Genomic DNA, 16,194 nt, shown 5'->3' with positions numbered 1-16,194 from the left:
CGCCGGGCGGGTAGGGCGAGCGCGGCGGCATGACAGCGGGCGGGCCCCCTCATGAGGAGCCCGCCCGCTGGTGCGCCGCGCTCCCGGGTGAGGGGGCGACACAACCTCACGCGGCGTGCCGCGTGAGGAGGTGGTGACCGGTCAGATGACGCCGAGCGCGAGCATCGCGTCGGCGACCTTCGTGAAGCCGGCGATGTTGGCGCCCGCGACGTAGTTGCCCGGCTGGCCGTACTCGTCCGCCGTGGCGGCGCAGCGGTCGTGGATCGCGCTCATGATGCGGGCGAGACGCTCCTCGGTGTGCTCGAAGGACCACGCGTCGCGGCTCGCGTTCTGCTGCATCTCGAGGGCCGACGTCGCGACGCCGCCCGCGTTCGCGGCCTTGCCCGGGGCGAAGAGCACCCCGGCGTCCTGGAGCATCGAGATCGCGGCCGGGGTCGTGGGCATGTTCGCGCCCTCGGCGACGGCGAGGACGCCCGAGGCGATGAGCGCCTTGGCGTCCTGCTCGTCGAGCTCGTTCTGCGTCGCGCACGGCAGCGCGACGTCGGCGCCGAGCTCCCACACGCGGGCGCCCTCGACGAACTTCGCCGACGGACGGCGGGCGGCGTACTCGGCGATGCGGGCGCGCTCGACCTCCTTCACCTGGCGGACGAGGTCGACGTCGATGCCGGCCTCGTCGACGACGTAGCCGGACGAGTCGGAGCACGCGACGACGTGGCCGCCGAGCTGCTGCGCCTTCTGCATCGCGTAGATCGCGACGTTGCCGGAGCCGGAGACGACGACGCGCTTGCCCTCGAAGGACGTGCCCTTGGTCTCGAGCATGTGCTGCGCGAAGAACACGGTGCCGTAGCCGGTCGCCTCCGTGCGGACGAGCGAGCCGCCCCACGTGATGCCCTTGCCAGTGAGGACGCCGGACTCGTAGCGGTTGGTGATGCGCTTGTACTGGCCGAAGAGGTAGCCGATCTCACGGCCGCCGACGCCGATGTCACCTGCGGGGACGTCGGTGTACTCGCCGATGTGGCGGTAGAGCTCGGTCATGAACGACTGGCAGAAGCGCATGACCTCGGCGTCGGACTTGCCGCGCGGGTCGAAGTCGGAGCCTCCCTTGCCGCCGCCGATCGGCATGCCGGTCAGAGAGTTCTTGAAGACCTGCTCGAAGCCGAGGAACTTCACGATGCCGAGGTAGACCGACGGGTGGAACCGCAGGCCGCCCTTGTACGGGCCGAGCGCGGAGTTGAACTCGACGCGGAATCCCCGGTTGATCTGGATCTGGCCATGGTCGTCGACCCACGGGACGCGGAAGATGATCTGGCGCTCGGGCTCGCAGATGCGCTGGAGCACAGCGGCGTCCGCGTACTGGGGGTTCTTCTCGAGGACGGGACCCAGCGAGTCGAAGACCTCGCGTACTGCCTGGTGGAACTCCTCCTCACCGGGGTTGCGCCGGAGCACCTGCTCGAAGACGGGCGCGAGTGAGCTCTGCATGGGTTCTCCTCGGACGACGTGATGCGTGCCGATCACTGTCTCACCCGACAAACCTGGACGGGCGTGCCGTCTCATGATGCGACCCCCCTTCAGCATCGCTAAACCCTCGTGGCGACGCCGTTTCTCCCGCCTCGACTCTCAGGATGTGAGACCTTTGTCCTAAGTGGATCGGATCGCTCGACAAGCGCGTATCACTGTTGCAGGAGGTCGCAGCACCGCGACCCGTGAGCGCGAGACGAAGGGGGCGAACCGTGCACCAGAGGCGCACACCGCGAGCCGCGAGCCGCCGCGTGAACAACATCACGCCCCCTTCGCCCCGACGTGACTGTCCGAGGGGCACTGGCCCCTCGGTCGCCACGACCCGCTAGCCCCCGGCCCGACGCCGGGCGACGCGGCGTCGCCGTCCCCTCCAGGGACCGCCACACCACAATTCTCGACCGTAACGGTCCAGAAGCGCCCGGTGCTGCCCTCGCACACCCCCACCACTCGACCAGGAGCCCCACCATGACCGCACCCACCCGTCCCCGCCACCGCGCCGCCGCCGCGCTGGCCGTGGCGCTCGTCCTGCCCGCCGCTCTCTCCGCGTGCGGCACCGCCCAGGCAGGCCCCGCCATCGCAGACGGCAAGACCGTCCTCCGCTTCCAGGGCTCCGTCGGCCAGGTCACGTTCCCCGAGCTCGCCGAGGACCTCGGCTACTACGAGAAGGTCAGCCTCGAGTGGATCGGCGACGTCACCGGCGGGCCCGCCTCGATCCAGGCCGTCGCGACCGGACAGGCCGACATCGGCAACGCCTTCAACGGCGCCATCATCAAGCTCATCGACTCGGGCGCGCCGATCAAGGCCGTCCTCGCGTCGTACGGCTCCGACGAGCTCACGAACGGCGGCGTCTACGTCCTCGAGGACAGCCCGATCACGAGCGCACGCGACCTCATCGGCAAGAAGGTCGCCGTCAACACCCTCGGCGCCCAGGCCGAGGCCGTCGACCGGAGCTGGCTCAAGCAGGAGGGCCTCACACCCGAGGAGATCGCCCAGGTCGAGCTGACCGTCGTCCCGCCCGTCAACGCCGAGCAGACGCTCCGCGAGGGACAGATCGACGCCGCAGGCCTCAGCGGCCCGCTGCAGGACCTCGCCCTCGAGCGCGGAGGCCTCCGCAAGCTGTTCTCCGAGGTCGACCTCTTCGGCGAGCTCTCCTACGGCAGCTACGTCCTGCCGAGCGCGCTCATCGAGAAGAACCCCGACGCCGCCGCTGACTTCGTCCAGGGCACCGCCCGCGCCATCCGCTGGGCCCAGGTGACCCCGCCCGAGCAGGTGCGCGAGCGGTACACCTCGATCATCACGGAACGCGCCCGCGGCGAGAACACCGACCTCGTCGCGTTCTACAAGTCCAGCTCCGTCGCAGGCGTCGGCGGCGTCGTCGCCGACACCGAGATCAGCCTGTGGATCGACTGGCTCGTCCAGGACGGCCAGATCGAGCCGGGGATCACGCCAGCCGACGTCGTCACGAACGACCTCAACCCGTACGCGAACGGCACCTACCCGCCGGACGCAGGACCCGACGGCAAGCCCGTCTCCTGAACCGAGCCACCACAGCATCGCCCACCAGCCCACCCGCCCCAGGAGGAACCATGTCCGCACGACCGAACCGCCAGCTCCACCTCAACCTGTTCATCACCGCGACCGGCCACCACGAGGCGTCGTGGCGCCACCCCGGCTCACCGGTCGAGAACATCTACACGGCGAAGCACTTCCACGACCTCGCCCAGCGCGCCGAGGCCGCCAAGTTCGACGCCGTCTTCTTCGCGGACATCCCCGCGCTCACCCCGCAGGTCGAGCACGGCCCCGCGGGCCACCTCGAACCGATCACCACGCTCGCGTCGATCGCGGCGGTGACCGAGCGCATCGGTCTCGTCGCGACCGCGTCGACGACGTACTACGAGCCGTACAACCTCGCCCGTCTGTTCGCGTCGCTCGACCACCTGTCCGGCGGACGCGCGGGCTGGAACATCGTCACGACGGCGAGCGCGGCGGCCGCCGAGAACTTCGGGGGCGCCCCCTTCCCCGACCCCGCGCAGCGGTACGCCCGCGCCGAGGAGTTCCTGCAGGCGACGACGCGCCTGTGGGATTCGTGGGAGGACGACGCGATCATCGCCGACCGGGCCTCGGGCCGCTACGCGGACCCGGCAAAGATCCACCGCGCAGAGCTGGCCGGGGAGCACCTCTCGGTCGGCGGCGCGTTCAGCGCGCCTCGCCCACCGCAGGGCTACCCCGTGCTGGTGCAGGCGGGCTCCTCGAACGAAGGGCGAGCGTTCGCCGCCCGATGGGCCGAGGCGATCTTCACCGCCCACCAGCGCATCGAGGACGCGCAGGCCTTCTACGCCGACATCAAGTCGGGTGCGGTCTCGGCGGGGCGTCGTCCGCAGGACGTCGTCATCCTCCCCGGGCTGAGCCCGTTCATCGGCTCGACGGCAGCCGAGGCCCACGACCTCGAGCAAGAGCTCAACGAGCTGACCGTCCCCGCGTACGGGCTGCGCCAGCTCTCGGCTCTGGTCGGCGTGACTCTCGGCGAGGACGACCTTGACCGGCCTGTGCCGCTCGAGCTGTTCGCGGACGCGGGCGACGTCACCGACAACAACCGTTCCCGCTTCCAGGTCGTCGCGGGAATCGTCGAGCGTGAGCGCCCGACACTGCGCGGGCTGCTGCACCGCCTCGCCGGCGCCCGGGGCCACCGCGTCCTGACGGGCACGCCGGACCAGATCGCCGACTCGATCGAGGAGTGGTTCGCGCGCGGCGCGGCGGACGGCTTCAACATCATGCCGCCGTTCCACCCGGGCGGCTTCGAGGCGTTTGTCGACCACGTCGTGCCGATCCTGCAGCAGCGCGGCCTCTTCCGCACCGAGTACGAGGGCCGCACCCTGCGCGAGAACCTCGGGCTCGAGCGTCCGTCCAACCAGTTCGTCGGCACTCGCGCGGGCTCCCTCGCCGAGGCGATCGCGTGACGGCCACCCTCACCGGCGGCCGCCGCCTGGACGGCGCGCGCGTCGAGGAGCGGGTCGCGCCCGCCGACAGCACCCGTCCGCCTCGCCTGCGCTTCGAGCACGTCCGCAAGGAGTTCACGGTCCGCGACCGCGGCCGAGGACGTCGCGGCGCCCGTCAACGGTTCGTCGCGCTCGACGACTTCACCCTCGACGTCGCCGACGGCGAGTTCTTGGCCGTCGTCGGACCGTCCGGCTGCGGCAAGTCCACGCTCCTGGACCTGCTCGGCGGGCTCACCAGTCCGACGTCGGGCCGCATCCTGCTCGACGGCCACGAGATCACCGGCCCCGGCCTCGACCGTGGCGTCGTGTTCCAGCAGTACGCGCTGCTGCCGTGGCGCACCGCTCGCTCGAACGTCGAGTTCGGGCTCGCCGCCAAGGGGGTGCCGCGGGCGCGCCGGTCCGCCATCGCCCGGGAGCACCTCGACCTCGTCGGCCTCACCGGCTTCGAGGACCGCTACCCGCACGAGCTCTCGGGCGGCATGAAGCAGCGCGTCGCGATCGCACGATCGCTCGCGTTCGACCCCGAGGTGCTGCTCATGGACGAGCCGTTCGCGGCGCTCGACGCGCAGACTCGCGAGACGCTCCAGGACGAGCTCCTGCGCATCTGGCGCGCCACCGGCAAGACCATCGTGTTCATCACCCACGGCATCGACGAAGCCGTGTACCTCGGTCAGCGCGTCGCCGTGATGACGCCGCGGCCGGGCCGGCTGCACTCCGTGCTCGACGTCGACCTCGACGTCGACGCGACCGAGGACGTGCGGTCGACCGCCGAGTTCGGTGCGCTGCGTCATGACATCTGGACGCGCCTGCACGCCGCCGACCACCCCGCCCACACCCTGGAGCCGAGCCATGTCTGACACCGTCGCCTTCGCTGACCCGCCCACGCTCGGACGCCGTCAGGTCCTCACCGCAGAGGCCGTCCGCCCACCGCTGCGCCAACGCCTCTCAGGCGGCGCGCTGCGGGCTGCGCGATCCTCCGCCGCGATCCTCGCCTTCCTCAGCCTGTGGGAGGTCGCGCCGCGCGTCGGCCTCGTCGACCCCGTCTTCCTGCCGTCGCTGTCCACGGTGCTCGCGGCGTTCGGCGAGCTCGCGACCAGCGGAGAGCTGACCAAGCACGTCACCGCGAGCCTCGGCCGCGCAGGCGTCGGATTCGGCATCGCGCTCGCGACGTCGATCCCCGTCGGCATCGCCATCGGCTGGTACCGGCCGGTCGCGGAGCTCCTCACGCCCATCCTCGAGCTGTTCCGCAACACCGCCGCCCTCGCGCTGCTGCCCGTCTTCATCCTGATCCTGGGCATCGGCGAGACCTCCAAGATCGCGCTCGTCGTCTACGCATGCTCGTTCCCGATCCTGCTGACCACGATCTCCGGGGTGCGCACGGTCGACCCGCTCCTGGTGAAGTCGGCGCGCTCGCTCGGGCTGCCGCCCGTGCCCCTGTTCTGGCACGTCGTGCTGCCTGCGGCCGTCCCGACGATCTTCACGGGCGTACGCATGGCGGGATCGGCATCGATCCTCGTGCTCATCGCCGCCGAGATGATCGGCGCCAAGGCGGGGCTCGGGTTCCTCATCACCTACACGCAGTACAACTTCCAGATCCCTGAGATGTACGCCGGGATCATCGTCATCGCCCTGACCGGGCTCGCCATCAACGGCGTGCTCCTCACGATCGAGCGACGCCTGTCGCGCTGGCGCACCGCCTGACACCCCTTCTTCCTCGGAGACCACCATGACCACCCCCGTGAACGTCGTCGTCCTCAACGGCAGCCCGTCCTTCCCGTCCAAGACCGCCGCGCTCGGTCAGGAGATCGTCACGCGGCTCGCCGTGCACGTCACCGTCGCTGCGAGCACGGTGAACGTCGCCGAGCTCGTGCCGTTCTTCGGCGACACGTACGGCGACCCGCGCTCCCCCGTCGCGGGCGCCGTCGAGTCGATCGCCGGCGCCGACCTGCTCGTCGCCGCGAGCCCCATCTACAAGGGCTCGTACACGGGCCTGTTCAAGCACGTCGTCGACCTCCTGCCGCCGTCGGCGCTGCTCGGCAAGCCTGTCCTGCTCGTCGCGACGGGCGGGTCCGAGCGGCACACTCTCGCCCTCGAGCACCAGTTCCGACCACTGTTCGGCTTCTTCCAGGCCGACACGCTGCCCGTGACGATCTATGGGCACGACTCCGAGTTCACCGACTACCAGGTGACCGGCGAGGGCCTGACCGCACGCATCGACAAGGCCATCGCTCGCGCACTGCCCTTCCTGTCCGTCGACGCACGCGAGGCGACGCTCGTGCCGGTCGTCTAGCTCACCCGCTCACCACCGATCGCCCGGATGCACACGTCACGTGTGCATCCGGGCGACCTGCGGTCCTTCAGTCAAGGTCCTCGCCCGCGAGCGCACGAGCGGCCAGGTGCTCCTCATGAGCGAGCTCCCACACCTCACGCGCGGCCCGCACGTTGAGCACGACGATCCCGACGCCCAGCACGATGTCCGGCCACCCCGACGTCGTCAGCGCGGTCAGCACCCCGACGACGATGATCGCGACGTTCACCAGAACGTCGTTCCGGGCCGACAAGAACGCGCCCGTCACCATCGAACCGCCCGCGCCACGGAACCTCGCCAGGACGAGCGCGCACACGAGGTTGACGACCGCCGCGCCGCCCGCCGTGAGCCCCAGCGCGAGCGGGTCCGGCGGCTCCGGCGCCCCCGCCTTCGCGAACGCCTGCCAGGCCGCCGCGAGCGCCGGCACCAGGATGAGCAGCGCGAGGATCTTGCCCGCGACCGCCTGCCGTCGCAGCGTCCACCCGAGCGCCACGAGCACGAGCACGTTGATCGCGGTGTCCTCGAGGAAGTCGACCGCGTCCGCGAACAGCGACACGGAGCCGATCGAGAGCGCGACCGCGCCCTCGACGCCCGCGTACGCCAGGTTGAGCAGCGCGACGAGCGCGACCGCGCGCCGCAGGGCGGCGACACGTCCGGCGTCCGGGGATGTCATCGCGCCGTGAGCCGCGCGAGGGCGAACCGCTCCGCGCGCGCACGGGCCGGAGCGTCCGGCGCCGACGCCTCGTCCGCGAGGTCCGCGAGGACACGCCCGAGGGCGGGCGCGAACTTGAACCCGTGCCCCGAGAAGCCTGCCGCGACGACCACGCGCCCGACGCGGTCCAGCACGAAGTCGTGGTCCGGCGTCGTCGTGTACGTGCACGAGACCGCCGCGAACGCGTCCGGGTCGACACCCGGGACGCAGGTCGCCACGTAGTCGCGCAGCTGCGCGAGCTGACGTTCGTCCGGCTGGAACGTCCGCCGGTCAGGGTGCACCACAGGCCCGACGGCGTGGAAGCCGACCTTGACACCCTCCCCCGGCGTCTCGAGCCCGTACGCGCCCGACGGCCAGCGCCTACCCGGACCGACGACGTCGGCGCCCGGGTCGTGCGTGAACGACGGCCACGGCACGGCCGGGTCGCGCGGCGCGAAGTGCGCCGGCTGCTCCTGCGTCACGACGAGCCGTGCCAGCCCGGCGAGCTCCGGCCGCCGGGCCTCGCCGTCGCGCACGTCAGCAAGGAGGTCCGTGCTCCACGCCCCTGCCGCGACGACGACGCGCTGCGCGACGAGCTCGGCGACGTCGTCGTCCGTCGACGCCGCGAACGGCTCCGGCTCCGTGCGCACCAGCACGCCACCGGGCACGTCCTCGATCGCCGTCACGCGGCGACCGTGGACGACACGCGCACCGTGCGCGACGGCGTCGGCCTGGAACGCGGCGACCGCACGGTCCGCATGCAGGCGGCCCGCAGTCTCAGGCTCGACGAGGACCTGCCCCTCGAACGCGAGACCAGGCCAACGCTCGGAAGCCTCCGCCGCGCTCACGAGCGCGTGCGGCACCCCTCGCGAACCGAGAGCCGCCGCGAGGTCGGCGAGGTGCCCCTGCAGCGACGGCCCGCCCGACGCGACACCGCCCGTGATCGTCAGGATGTCCTGACCCGTCGCGGCCTCGAGCTCGCGCCACAGGCCGTGCGCCTCGAGCGTGAGGTCGAGATACTCGGGCTCCGTGTACGTCGTGCGGTAGATGCGCGACGCGCCGTGCGACGCACCCCGCACGTGCCCCGCGTCGAAACGCTCCAGGAGGACGACGTCGGCCCCGCGCCGCGCGAGCGCCCAGGCCGCCGCGGACCCGACCACTCCCCCGCCGACGACGATCGTCTGGACTCGCTGGCTCATTCTTGCTCCTCGGGACGCGCACGTGTCAGGCGCCGCACGGCGTCGACCACCGCATCGTTCCACCTGCCCGCCGCGGTCGGCAGGGCGGTCCACCTGCCGTCGCGGCTCCGCGCACGCCGGCTCGTGCTCCTCCAGGCCCCTTCCCGCGAGGCAGGGGGCGTGCGACGTCGGGAGCTGCGCTCGAGGTAGGCAGTTGCGTGCGACATCGGGAGTTTCCCTTGAGGTAGGGCCTTGCGCGCGAAGTAGGGGCTTGCAGGGCCCTACCTCGCACCGGAACCCCTACCTCGCGTGGGAGGCCCTACCTAGCGAGGGCAGCGCGGGCGGCCGTCCGCGCGGACGGACCTACGCGGCGGTCGGCCCGCTCGGGGCGGTCGGCCCGCTCGCGGCGGTCGGCCCGCCCGCGGCGGACGCCCACTCGTGGGCGAGCAGCGCGTACTGGAACGTGTCGTGCCACACGCGGCTCCCGTGGTCGGCCACCGCGAAGCTCGCGGCGGCGAGCATGTGCGCCTCACGCCGCATGCCGAGCCGTTCGAGCAGCTCCCACGACCGCGTGTTCAGCGGGTTGCAGCGCGCGACGACGCGGTGCGCACGCCGCTCGACGAACAGCTCCTCGAGCAGCGCCCGGCACGCCTCGGTCGCGTACCCGTGCCCCCATTCACGAGGGTCGAACACGTAGCCGATCTCCCACGTCGCCCAGTCCGGGTGCGCGTGCGGGGCGACGTAGAGGTTGCCGATCAGCCGGTCGTCGTCGCGCACGCACACCGCCAGGAACGCCGGGTCCTGCGCTCGTGCGGCCGCCGCCGTGACCGCGTCCTCGAGGGTGAAGACGCCGTACGGCTCGAACTCGACCGCGCGTGGCTGGGAGAGATAGCCGTGCAGCGCGGGCCCGTCGTGCGGGGTGAACGAGCGCAGGGTGAGGCGGTCGGTGTGCCGCGGGACTGTCATGGCGCGAGTCTTCCCAGGCACGTTCGTGCACGTCAACGGCATTGAAGCCAGCGGGCCGCGGACAGCCTCGCCACCCCGGCCCGGTCCTGGGACGATGGCGCCGTGCAGGTCTGCACCACGACGCCCCCTCCAGGAGGACCCATGCCCGTCACGCTGCCGCCGTCCGTCCACGTGGAACCGGGCGTGGGCGACGCCGAGCTGCTCGTCATCGAGACGCCGTCGGGCACCGCGCGCCTGCACACGTACGGCGCGCACCTCGTCTCGTGGGTGCCAGCGGACGGCGCGGACGTGCTGTGGGTGTCCCCGCGCTCCGCGTACACGCCTGGCGCGGCGATCCGCGGCGGCGTGCCGCTGTGCTTCCCGTGGTTCGGCCCGCACCCGTCGGGGACGGGGCCCGCGCACGGCTTCGCGCGCACGTCCGTGTGGCGCCTCGTCGAGGCGACAGACCTGCCCGACGACGACGCCCACCCCGGCGGCGTCGCCGTGACGCTCGCGCTCACCGAGCAGGACGTCGACCCCGCGCTCACGAGCGTGTGGCCGCACCCGTTCGAGGCACGCGTGCGGCTCGTCGTCGGGCGCGAGCTGTCCCTGTCGCTCGCCGTGACGAACACGGGCGGGACGACGTTCGCCGTCTCGGAGGCGCTGCACACCTACCTCGCGGTGGGCGACGTGCGCCGCGCGATCGTCACAGGGCTCGACGGCGCGACGTACGTGGACAAGGTCGCCGACGACGTCCGCGTGCAGGTCGGCCCCGTGACGCTAGACCGCGAGACCGACCGCGTCTACACCGGCACCGGCGCGACGACGCAGGTCGTCGAGAGCGGCCGGCCCACCGTGACGGTCGCGAAGTCCGGGTCGCGGTCGACCGTCGTGTGGAACCCGTGGGTCGCGAAGGCCGCCGCGATGGCGGACGTGCCCGACGACGGCTGGACCGGCTTCCTCTGCGTCGAGACGGCGAACGCTCTCGACGACACGCTCACGGTCGAGCCCGGCGAGACACGCACGATCACCACGCGCCTCTCGGTCGGCTGACCGCGCACCCGGAGACGCCCCTCCCCGCCGCCGAGGTAGGGGTCTGCGCGCGAGATCGGGCCCTGCACGGGCCTACCTCGCGTGGGAGTGACTACCTCGCGTGGGAGGGCCTGTCTCGCGGGACGGTCGGAGGCGCGGCCCGCGCCGGTCAAGCAGTCGCGAGCCGGTACCCGCGCTTGACGACCGTCTGGACGAGCGCGCGGGCGTCGGGCGCGTGCTGCGCGACGGCGTCACGCAGGCGCGCGACCGCCACCTCCGCCGTGTGCGGGTCCTCGGAGAGACCGGGAAGCACCTGGAGCAGCTCGGCGCGCGTGACGACGTCGCCCGCCCGGGCGGCGAGGACGCGAAGCACCTCGAGGGTCGCGGGCGACAGCGGCAGCACGTGACCGTCGAGCAGCGCAGCGCGCGACCTGACCTGCAGGCAGCCTGCGACGGTCCCGACCTGCGTCGTGCGGTCCTCCTCGTAGTGGCTCACGAGAGCGCGGACGAGCGCGCCGAGGCGAGCGCGCTCCGGCACGATCGGGACGATGCCGCGCGCCTCGAGCGGAGCCGCCGTGACCGGCCCGACAGCGGCAGCCACGAGCGAACGGTCGGCGAAGCGTGCCGCGAGCGCCTGCCCGACGCCTTCACGGTCGACCACCTCGAGCCACGCGAACGCGCCGGGCGCCGACGTGAAGACGACGGCGTCGACCTCACCGAGCGCCGCCGCACGCACGGACTCGACCACAGCCTGCGGGTCCGCGGGCGGGCCCCACCGGTAGACGACGAGGTTGCGCACGTCAGCGCCCGCCGCGGCCAGCTCGACGTCGAGCTGGTCCGCGCCCGACCCGTGCTGCTGGATCGCGATCCGCTCCCCCGCCACGCCCTCGGTCAGCAGCAGGTCGAGGATCTCGGCGCTCGTCTCGGACTCGGCCACCCAGTCGGCCGTGAGGCCAGCGGCCTGGATCGCTCCGCGAGCCTTCGGGCCGCGGGCGATCAGTCGCGCTCGGTCGAGCAGCGCGTGCAGGTCGTCGGCCAGCCCGGCCGCGTCGGCCGCCTCGATCCACGCCCGGAAGCCGATGCCCGTCGTCGCGACGACCGTGCTCGGCGGCTCGGCGAGGAGGGCGCGCGTCGCTGCGACGAGCTCCGTGTCGTACTCGTGCGGGATGATCCGCATCGCCGGGGCGTGCCGGATGATCGCGCCACGCCGCTCGAGAGCCGCCCGCAGCTCGGTCGAGCGCCGGTCTGCCGTGATCAGGACCGTCAGGCCCGCGAGCACCGGGTCGAGCGCCGGCTGCGCGGCAAGGGCTCGGGCGGGTGCGGCGCCGCCCACGGCGGCACCGGTGTCCGGCGCGGCTTCGGGGGCCGTGCTCGGCGTCGTCATGCGTAGGCCACCTCGGCCTCGCGGGCTGCAGCGTCCACGTGAGGAGCGTACGCGGGCGCGCCGGACGGTGCCGAGGTGTCCGCACCCGCAGCGTCGGCCGCGACCTCGTGCGCGATCGGCACGTCGAGCGCGTGCAGGTCGAGCCCCAGCAGCGCCGGGTCCGCGACGTCGCCGAGCACGACGACGGCAGGCGAGCGCACCCCGGCCTCCGCGCACGTCCGCACGACCCGCTCGAGCGTCGTGAAGGTCGTGCGCTCGTCGTCAGTCGTCGCCTGCTCGACGACGGCGACCGGCGTCGTCGGGCTCGCCCCGGCGGCGAGCAGGACTGCCACGTGCTCCGCGAGCCGCGCCACACCCATGAGGATCGCGACCGTCGCGGCCCGCGTCACGACCGCCTGGACCGCGAGCCCAGGCAGCGCGTCGTGCCCCTGCACGACGAGCAGCGCCGACGCCGTCCCGCGATGGGTGACCGGCACGCACGCCGCCGCGGGAGCCGCGAGCGCGCTCGACACGCCCGGCACGACCTCGACCGCGATCCCGCGAGCGCGGCACGCCGCCACCTCCTCGCCCCCACGGCCGAACAGGAACGGGTCGCCGCCCTTGAGCCGCACGACGCGGTTCCCCGCGATCGCCTCCGCGACGAGGATCTCGTTGATGCGCGCCTGCGGCACCGGGTGCGCACCCGGGCGCTTGCCGACGTCGATCACGCGCACGCGCGACGGCAGGTCCGCGAGCACCGACGTCGGGCCCAGCCGGTCCGCCACGACCACGTCCGCGGAGAACAGCGCGCGCCGCGCGCGCACCGTCATCAGGTCGGCCGCCCCAGGGCCGCCACCGACGAGCACGACCGCGCCCGGCACGCTCACGCCGCGGCCCTCGCGCCGGGGTCGTGCGCGGCCCCGAGGTGCACGACGCCGTCGCGCACCTCGACCTGCCACGTCATGAGAGCGACGCGCTCGCCCTTCGTCGTGTCGAGGCACTCGCCCGACGACAGGTCGAACACCTGCTTGTAGAGCGGCGACGTGACGACCGGGCGGCCGCCGCGCGTCCCGACGATGCCCCGCGACATGACCATCGCCTGCGTGTGGGGCTCGTGCTGCTGCACGGCGAGGACCGTGTCGTCGAGCAGCCGGAAGAGGGCGACCTGCTCGCCGTCCACGAGTGCCACCGCGCCGCGCTCGACCGCGAGGTCCGCGAGCGCGCAGACCGGGAGCCACGCGTCGGGGATCGCGGCGGGCGTCGCGGCGTCGGGCGCCGCGGCGTCGGGGATCGCGGCGGTGAGTGCCGGGCTGCGGGTCATGAGCGGACCTCCAAGGTGGTTCCGGCAACAAGGACAGGGCCCGCACCCGCGCGCTCGGCCGCCGTCGCCGGGCGCGCCTGCCCCCGCTCCGCGACGTACGCGAGCGTGCGGTCGTGCTCGTCAGGAGCGTTGACGAAGCTGCGGAAGTGCCGCAGCTTGTCCGGGTCCGCGAGGGTCGCCGCCCACTCGTCCTCGTACGACTCGAGGTGCAACGCCATCGCAGCGTCCAGGTCGGCACAGATGCCGAGCGAGTCCTCCAGGACCACGGCGCGGATCGCGTCGACGCCACCCTCGTAGTCGGCCACCCACGCGGCCGTGCGCTGCAACCGGTCCGCGGTGCGGATGTAGTACATGAGGAACCGGTCGATCGTGCGCACCAGATCCTCGGTCGACAGGTCCTCCGCGAGGAGCACCGCATGCTTCGGCGTGAAGCCACCGTTGCCGCCGACGTACACGTTCCAGCCGTTGTCCGTCGCGATCACCCCGACGTCCTTGCCACGAGCCTCCGCGCACTCCCGCGCGCAGCCCGACACCCCGAGCTTGATCTTGTGAGGCGACCGCAGGCCCCGGTACCGCAGCTCGAGATCCACCGCGAGCCCCACCGAGTCCTGCACACCGAACCGGCACCACGTCGACCCGACGCACGACTTCACCGTGCGCAACGACTTGCCGTACGCGTGGCCCGACTCGAAGCCCGCGTCGACGAGCCGCTGCCAGATCCCCGGCAGCTGGTCGATCCGCGCACCGAACATATCGATCCGCTGACCGCCCGTGATCTTCGTGTACAGCCCGAAGTCCTTCGCAACCTGCCCGATCACGAGCAACCCCTCCGGCGTGATCTCCCCGCCCGGGATGCGCGGGACCACCGAGTACGTGCCGTCCTTCTGCATGTTCGCCATGACGTGGTCGTTCGTGTCCTGGAGCGTCGCACGCTCACCGTCGAGCACGTGCGCCGGAGCGACCGTCGACAAGATCGACGCGACCACCGGCTTGCAGATGTCGCAGCCGCGACCCGCCTCGGCCGTCCCGAACCGCGCGACCACCTCGCTGAACGACGTCAGGCCCGCCACACGGACGGCGTCGTACAGCTGCGCACGCGACAGGTCGAAGTGCTCGCAGAGCGCGTTCGACACCTCCACGCCGGACTTCGCGAGCTCCGCCGTCATGAGCTTCTTCACGAGCGGCAGGCACGAGCCGCAGCTCGTGCCCGCGCGGGTGCACGCCTTGACCCCCGCCAGGTCCGTGCAGCCGTGCTCCGTGACCGCCGCGCGCACCGTGCCCGCGGAGACGTTGTTGCACGAGCACACGCCCGCGTCGTCAGGCAGCTCGAGGTCGGGCGCGCCCGCGCCGCCCTCCGGCAGGAGGAACGCCGCCGGGTCGCCCGGCAAGGCACGGCCGAGCATCGGCCGCAGGCTCGCGTACGCCGTCGCGTCACCGACGAGCACGCCGCCGAGGAGGGTGCGCGCGTCGTCCGCGAGCACGAGCTTCTTGTAGACGCCGCCGACCGGGTCCGCCCACACGACCTCCATCGAGCCCGGCGTCGAGCCGAACGCGTCGCCCCACGACGCGACGTCGACCCCCGCCAGCTTGAGCTTCGTCGCCGTGTCCGCACCCGGGAACGTCGCCGCGCCGCCCAGCAGACGGTCGACGACGACCTCCGCCATCGCGTACCCCGGCGCCACCAGGCCGATGCACGCTCCCTGGATGCACGCGACCTCGCCGATCGCCCACACGTTCTGCGCCGCGGTGCGGCACGCGTCATCGACGACGACGCCGCCCCGCGCGCCGATCTCCAGGCCCATCGCACGCCCGAGCTCGTCACGGGGCCGCACACCCGTCGCGAGGACGACGACGTCGACGTCGAGCCGGCCGCCGTCCGCGAAGTCGAGGCGACCGACGGCGCCCGTCCGCCGCGACGGACGCATCCGCTGCGTCGCCGTGCTGACGCGCACCGCCACCCCGAGGCTGTTGATGAGGCGGCGCAACGCCTCACCACCACCGAGGTCGACCTGCGCGCTCATGAGATGGGTGCCGAACTGGACGACCGTCGCCTGCGCGCCGAGCGCCTTGAGCGCGCCGGCCGCCTCGAGGCCGAGCAGGCCGCCGCCGATCACCGCGCCCCGCACGGGCCGGCTCGCCGCCGCCGCACGCGCCTCGACCCAGCCGCGCAGCGCCGCGACGTCGTCGATCGTGCGGTACACGAACACGCCCGGCAGGTCGCTGCCCTCGATCGGCGGGACCGCGGCGTCGGAGCCGGTCGCGAGGACCAGCTCGTCGTATGGGAACGTGCGGCCCGTGGCAGTCGTGACCGTCCTCGCGTCGCGGTCCACCTGCGTCACCGCGTCCCCGCGCACGAGCCGGACGAGCGGGTCCTGCCACAACGCGGGGTCGCCGAGCGCAAGGTCCTCAGGGTCACGGCCCGAGAAGTACGACGTCAGCGCGACACGGTCGTAGGGCGCGCGCGGCTCCTCGGCGAGGACCGTGACGTGGTGGCGTCCGGCGTCGTCCCGGTCGCGTAGCGCCTCGACGAACCGCTGCGCGACCATCCCACCGCCGACCACCACGACCCGCCGGGGGGCGCTGACCTGGGACGCCGCGGCGGCGGCCTCCGCAGGCAGCGCGGCCGCGGTCGAGCCGGTGAGCGGACGTGCGGCGACGTCGGGCTCGACCGAGCCGCCGTCGGGCTGGGGCTGGGAGGGTGAAGTGTCCATGTCTGCGACGCTATGGCCGCGCGATTTCCACGCCATACCCCGGCGGTTACCCGGCAGTAAACCTCTCCTCACACCCCCCGCTCCCCCACTGTGAGCCCCGCCCGCGTTCGGAGACGCGCCCCAGCGTCAGT

The 16,194-nt window shown here is 72.8% G+C and carries 14 protein-coding genes; 6 read left to right on the top strand and 8 right to left on the bottom strand.

Annotated elements, in window-relative coordinates; translation table 11 throughout:
- Positions 1 to 141: 141 nt before the first annotated feature.
- Positions 142 to 1,479 (bottom strand): NADP-specific glutamate dehydrogenase, encoded by a 1,338-nt coding sequence (gene gdhA / locus HF995_RS11685; RefSeq protein ID WP_168447996.1) that lies wholly within the window; start codon positions 1,477 to 1,479, stop codon positions 142 to 144.
- Positions 1,480 to 1,983: 504 nt separating this feature from the next.
- On the opposite strand from gdhA, the gene HF995_RS11680 reads away from it, so the two are divergent.
- Genes HF995_RS11680 through HF995_RS11660 form a run of 5 tightly spaced genes read left to right on the top strand, consistent with a single transcriptional unit; the run spans position 1,984 to position 6,804 of the window.
- Positions 1,984 to 3,054, top strand: coding sequence for an ABC transporter substrate-binding protein (locus tag HF995_RS11680; protein ID WP_168447995.1), 1,071 nt, complete (start codon positions 1,984 to 1,986; stop codon positions 3,052 to 3,054).
- Positions 3,055 to 3,104: 50 nt separating this feature from the next.
- Positions 3,105 to 4,475: an LLM class flavin-dependent oxidoreductase gene (locus HF995_RS11675; RefSeq protein ID WP_168447994.1), complete on the top strand. Its 1,371-nt coding sequence runs from the start codon at positions 3,105 to 3,107 to the stop codon at positions 4,473 to 4,475.
- Positions 4,476 to 4,501: 26 nt separating this feature from the next.
- Complete coding sequence (locus tag HF995_RS11670) at positions 4,502 to 5,371, top strand: ABC transporter ATP-binding protein (protein WP_168448162.1); 870 nt, start codon at positions 4,502 to 4,504, stop codon at positions 5,369 to 5,371.
- On the top strand, positions 5,364 to 6,215 hold the full coding sequence (locus HF995_RS11665) for an ABC transporter permease (protein WP_168447993.1): 852 nt from the start codon (positions 5,364 to 5,366) through the stop codon (positions 6,213 to 6,215). The genes HF995_RS11670 and HF995_RS11665 overlap by 8 nt, the downstream gene beginning before the upstream one ends.
- 25 nt (positions 6,216 to 6,240) lie before the next feature.
- Positions 6,241 to 6,804 carry an NAD(P)H-dependent oxidoreductase gene (locus HF995_RS11660; RefSeq protein WP_168447992.1) on the top strand — a complete coding sequence of 188 codons (564 nt, stop codon included), beginning with the start codon at positions 6,241 to 6,243 and terminating at the stop codon, positions 6,802 to 6,804.
- A 67-nt stretch (positions 6,805 to 6,871) separates the two neighbouring features.
- On the opposite strand, the gene HF995_RS11655 is transcribed toward HF995_RS11660, so the two are convergent.
- The 3 genes from HF995_RS11655 to HF995_RS11645 form a co-directional block, all read right to left on the bottom strand.
- Entirely contained in the window at positions 6,872 to 7,495 is a 624-nt protein-coding gene (locus HF995_RS11655) for a cation efflux transmembrane domain-containing protein (protein ID WP_168447991.1), read from the bottom strand.
- Positions 7,492 to 8,712: an FAD-dependent oxidoreductase gene (locus HF995_RS11650; protein WP_168447990.1), complete on the bottom strand. Its 1,221-nt coding sequence runs from the start codon at positions 8,710 to 8,712 to the stop codon at positions 7,492 to 7,494. Before HF995_RS11650 ends, HF995_RS11655 begins: the two co-directional genes overlap by 4 nt.
- 342 nt (positions 8,713 to 9,054) lie before the next feature.
- Entirely contained in the window at positions 9,055 to 9,657 is a 603-nt protein-coding gene (locus HF995_RS11645) for a GNAT family N-acetyltransferase (protein ID WP_168447989.1), read from the bottom strand.
- A 141-nt stretch (positions 9,658 to 9,798) separates the two neighbouring features.
- Here HF995_RS11645 and HF995_RS11640 point away from each other — a divergent pair, with 141 nt between their 5' ends.
- A complete protein-coding gene (locus HF995_RS11640) occupies positions 9,799 to 10,689 on the top strand; it encodes a D-hexose-6-phosphate mutarotase (protein WP_168447988.1) in 891 nt (296 codons plus the stop codon).
- A gap of 148 nt (positions 10,690 to 10,837) precedes the next feature.
- Here the strand turns inward: HF995_RS11640 and HF995_RS11635 are convergent, their stop codons facing one another.
- Genes HF995_RS11635 through nirB form a run of 4 tightly spaced genes read right to left on the bottom strand, consistent with a single transcriptional unit; the run spans position 10,838 to position 15,898 of the window.
- Positions 10,838 to 12,052, bottom strand: coding sequence for a uroporphyrinogen-III synthase (locus HF995_RS11635; protein ID WP_168447987.1), 1,215 nt, complete (start codon positions 12,050 to 12,052; stop codon positions 10,838 to 10,840).
- Positions 12,049 to 12,918 carry a uroporphyrinogen-III C-methyltransferase gene (gene cobA / locus HF995_RS11630; protein WP_350308875.1) on the bottom strand — a complete coding sequence of 290 codons (870 nt, stop codon included), beginning with the start codon at positions 12,916 to 12,918 and terminating at the stop codon, positions 12,049 to 12,051. The genes HF995_RS11635 and cobA overlap by 4 nt, the downstream gene beginning before the upstream one ends.
- Positions 12,915 to 13,352 (bottom strand): nitrite reductase small subunit NirD, encoded by a 438-nt coding sequence (gene nirD / locus HF995_RS11625; RefSeq protein WP_168447986.1) that lies wholly within the window; start codon positions 13,350 to 13,352, stop codon positions 12,915 to 12,917. Before nirD ends, cobA begins: the two co-directional genes overlap by 4 nt.
- On the bottom strand, positions 13,349 to 15,898 hold the full coding sequence (gene nirB, locus HF995_RS11620) for a nitrite reductase large subunit NirB (RefSeq protein WP_434060864.1): 2,550 nt from the start codon (positions 15,896 to 15,898) through the stop codon (positions 13,349 to 13,351). Before nirB ends, nirD begins: the two co-directional genes overlap by 4 nt.
- Between the last annotated feature and the right edge of the window lie 296 nt (positions 15,899 to 16,194).

The organism is Sanguibacter hominis ATCC BAA-789, from assembly GCF_012396185.1.
Classification (GTDB): domain Bacteria; phylum Actinomycetota; class Actinomycetes; order Actinomycetales; family Cellulomonadaceae; genus Flavimobilis; species Flavimobilis hominis.
This window is presented reverse-complemented; position numbering and strand designations above follow the sequence as displayed.